The sequence below is a fragment of the Rhodococcus sp. NPDC057014 genome, from assembly GCF_042673295.1.
GTDB lineage: Bacteria > Actinomycetota > Actinomycetes > Mycobacteriales > Mycobacteriaceae > Rhodococcus_F.
This window is the reverse complement of sequence record NZ_JBHUSF010000558.1, coordinates 1-2,863: the sequence shown is the minus strand read 5'-3', so window position 1 is coordinate 2,863 and position 2,863 is coordinate 1. Positions and strand designations below refer to the sequence as shown.

6 protein-coding genes are annotated in these 2,863 nt (G+C 64.8%); all 6 read left to right on the top strand.

Annotated features, from left to right (window positions below; all coding sequences use genetic code 11):
- Positions 1-136 precede the first annotated feature (136 nt).
- From rpsH to rplO, 6 genes are read left to right on the top strand one after another with little or no spacing between them, the layout of a single operon-like run.
- Positions 137-535 (top strand): 30S ribosomal protein S8, encoded by a 399-nt coding sequence (gene rpsH, locus ACFTZB_RS44755; RefSeq protein WP_005239657.1) that lies wholly within the window; start codon positions 137-139, stop codon positions 533-535.
- A 14-nt stretch (positions 536-549) separates the two neighbouring features.
- Positions 550-1,089 (top strand): 50S ribosomal protein L6, encoded by a 540-nt coding sequence (rplF, locus tag ACFTZB_RS44750; protein WP_276135822.1) that lies wholly within the window; start codon positions 550-552, stop codon positions 1,087-1,089.
- 1 nt (position 1,090) lies between these two features.
- Entirely contained in the window at positions 1,091-1,498 is a 408-nt protein-coding gene (gene rplR / locus ACFTZB_RS44745; protein WP_015889921.1) for a 50S ribosomal protein L18, read from the top strand.
- A 37-nt stretch (positions 1,499-1,535) separates the two neighbouring features.
- A complete protein-coding gene (gene rpsE / locus ACFTZB_RS44740; protein ID WP_005253858.1) occupies positions 1,536-2,192 on the top strand; it encodes a 30S ribosomal protein S5 in 657 nt (218 codons plus the stop codon).
- Positions 2,192-2,371, top strand: coding sequence for a 50S ribosomal protein L30 (gene rpmD, locus ACFTZB_RS44735; RefSeq protein WP_005253859.1), 180 nt, complete (start codon positions 2,192-2,194; stop codon positions 2,369-2,371). The genes rpsE and rpmD overlap by 1 nt, the downstream gene beginning before the upstream one ends.
- Before the next feature lie 2 nt (positions 2,372-2,373).
- Complete coding sequence (rplO, locus tag ACFTZB_RS44730; protein WP_378442315.1) at positions 2,374-2,814, top strand: 50S ribosomal protein L15; 441 nt, start codon at positions 2,374-2,376, stop codon at positions 2,812-2,814.
- Positions 2,815-2,863 lie beyond the last annotated feature (49 nt).

The following is a 2,863-nucleotide window of genomic DNA, read 5'->3' as shown; positions in this document are numbered from 1 at the left end:
CCGCAACGGCGACGGCGTCACCCCCACAGACTTCCGGTTCGTAACCTCGGACCGGGAAACGTAAGACCTACTTCGCGATAGGCCTGCGCCGGCAACGGCAGAGGGAACCGTTGTGAGAAAGGTAGAGGTCAACCTCATGACCATGACCGACCCCATCGCAGACTTCTTGACGCGTCTGCGCAACGCCAACACGGCGTACCACGATGAGGTGAAGTTGCCCCACTCGAAGATCAAGGCGAACATCGCCGAGATCCTCAAGCGCGAGGGTTACATCGCCGACTACCGCACCGAAGACGCCGAGGTGGGCAAGACCCTCATCGTCGACCTGAAGTACGGCCCGAGCCGTGAGCGCAGCCTTGCCGGCGTGCGTCGCGTCTCCAAGCCCGGTCTGCGTGTGTACGCGAAGTCCACCAACCTGCCCAAGGTTCTGGGCGGCCTCGGCGTGGCGATCATTTCCACGTCCACCGGCCTGCTCACCGATCGCCAGGCGGCCAATCAAGGAGTGGGCGGGGAAGTCCTCGCCTACGTCTGGTAAGGGAGGCCACCACAATGTCGCGTATTGGAAAGATTCCCGTCACCGTCCCCGGCGGCGTCGACGTCTCGATCGACGGCCAGGACATCACGGTCAAGGGTCCCAAGGGCTCGCTGGCCCTGACGATCTCCGAGCCGATTGCCATTGCGAAGAACGACGACGGCACGCTCAGCGTGACCCGTCCGGACGACGAGCGTCGCAGCCGCGCGCTGCACGGTCTGTCTCGCACCCTGGTTCAGAACCTCATCACCGGTGTCACCGACGGTTACACCACCAAGATGGAGATTCACGGCGTCGGTTACCGCGTCGCTCTCAAGGGCAAGGACCTCGAGTTCGCACTCGGCTACAGCCACCCGGTCCCGATCGAGGCTCCGGAAGGCATCACCTTCGCGGTCGAGTCGCCCACCAAGTTCTCGGTGTCGGGCATCGACAAGCAGAAGGTCGGGCAGATCTCGGCCAACATCCGTCGTCTCCGTCGTCCGGACCCGTACAAGGGCAAGGGCGTGCGTTACGAGGGTGAGCAGATCCGCCGCAAGGTCGGAAAGACGGGTAAGTGATATGAGCCAGACTGCAAACCAGAAAGCCAAGCGGATTCCGCTCGGCAAGGATGCGTCCACGAAGCGTCGCCTGTCGAAGGTGCGTCGTCACTTCCGTCTCCGCAAGAAGGTCTCCGGCACGCCCGAGCGTCCCCGCTTGGTCGTCAACCGGTCCTCGCGCCACATCCACGTCCAGCTCGTGGACGACCTCGCCGGCCACACCCTGGCCGCGGCGTCGACCACCGAGGCCGACGTGCGTGCAGCGGACGGCGACAAGAAGGCCCTCAGTGCGAAGGTCGGTCAGCTGATCGCCGAGCGCGCGAAGGCAGCCGGTGTCGAGACCGTCGTGTTCGACCACGGTGGACACGGCTACCACGGTCGCATCGCGGCCCTTGCGGACGCAGCTCGCGAAGGCGGGTTGAAGTTCTGATGACCAAGACCGAGTACATGAACGGAAGGACAGCCTGATGCCGGGACGTCAGAGGCGTGACGGCGGAAGCGGACCCGCCGGACAGAATGGCCCCAACACGGGGGACAACCGCGGCGGCGGCGACCGTCGTGGTGGCGGTCGCGACGATCGTCGCGGCGGACAGTCGGCCGAGAAGTCGAACCACATCGAGCGCGTCGTCACGATCAACCGCGTGTCGAAGGTCGTCAAGGGTGGTCGTCGCTTCAGCTTCACCGCTCTGGTGATCGTGGGCGACGGCAACGGACTGGTCGGCGTCGGCTACGGCAAGGCCAAGGAAGTTCCTGCGGCCATCCAGAAGGGCGTCGAGGAGGCTCGCAAGAGCTTCTTCCGCGTTCCGATGATCGGTAGCACCATCACCCACCCGGTTCAGGGTGAGGCCGCAGCGGGCGTCGTCATGCTGCGTCCGGCAAGCCCCGGTACCGGTGTCATCGCCGGTGGCGCGGTGCGTGCCGTGCTGGAATGCGCCGGCATCCACGACATTCTGTCGAAGTCGCTCGGTAGCGACAACGCCATCAATGTTGTGCATGCGACCGTTGCTGCGCTCAAGGGCCTGCAGCGCCCCGAGGAAGTTGCCGCTCGCCGCGGTCTCGCCCTCGAGGACGTTGCCCCCGCCGGCATGCTGCGTGCGCGCGCACAGGCTGGGAGCGTGAAGTAATGGCCGAACTCAAGGTCACTCAGATCAAGAGCACCATCGGTACCAAGCAGAACCAGCGGAACTCGCTGCGCACCCTCGGCTTGAAGGGCATCCGTCAGACGGTTGTCCGCGAGGACAATGCCCAGAACCGCGGTCTGATCAACGTGGTGCGCCACCTCGTCACAGTTGAGGAGGTCTAACCATGACCATCAAACTGCATCACCTGCGCCCCGCGCCGGGAGCCAAGACCGAGAAGACTCGCGTCGGTCGTGGTGAAGGTTCCAAGGGTAAGACCGCAGGCCGCGGCACCAAGGGCACCAAGGCCCGCAAGAACGTGCCCGCCGCCTTCGAGGGTGGACAGATGCCGCTGCACATGCGTCTGCCCAAGCTCAAGGGTTTCACCAACCCGTTCCGCACCGAGTACCAGGTCGTCAACGTCGGCGACATCGCCCGTCTGTTCCCCGAGGGTGGACAGGTCACGGTCGAGGGCCTCGTTGCCAAGGGTGCCGTTCGCAAGAACCAGCTCGTCAAGGTTCTCGGCGACGGCGACCTGACTGTCGCCGTCCAGGTGACGGTCGACAAGTTCACCGGCTCCGCCAAGGAGAAGATCGCTGCTGCCGGTGGTACCGCCACCGAGCTGTGAGCGATCACCGCTAGCCAGTAGATGGCCGCAGTACAGCCTCGCGCTGTAC

Excerpts from the sequence above, each read along its gene's own strand:
- rpsE (WP_005253858.1), top strand. The coding sequence starts at position 1,536 with ATGCCGGGACGTCAGAGGCGTGACGGCGGAAGCGGACCCGCCGGACAG.
- rplF (WP_276135822.1), top strand. The coding sequence starts at position 550 with ATGTCGCGTATTGGAAAGATTCCCGTCACCGTCCCCGGCGGCGTCGAC.
- rplR (WP_015889921.1), top strand. The coding sequence starts at position 1,091 with ATGAGCCAGACTGCAAACCAGAAAGCCAAGCGGATTCCGCTCGGCAAG.
- rpsH (WP_005239657.1), top strand. The coding sequence starts at position 137 with ATGACCATGACCGACCCCATCGCAGACTTCTTGACGCGTCTGCGCAAC.
- rplO (WP_378442315.1), top strand. The coding sequence starts at position 2,374 with ATGACCATCAAACTGCATCACCTGCGCCCCGCGCCGGGAGCCAAGACC.
- rpmD (WP_005253859.1), top strand. The coding sequence starts at position 2,192 with ATGGCCGAACTCAAGGTCACTCAGATCAAGAGCACCATCGGTACCAAG.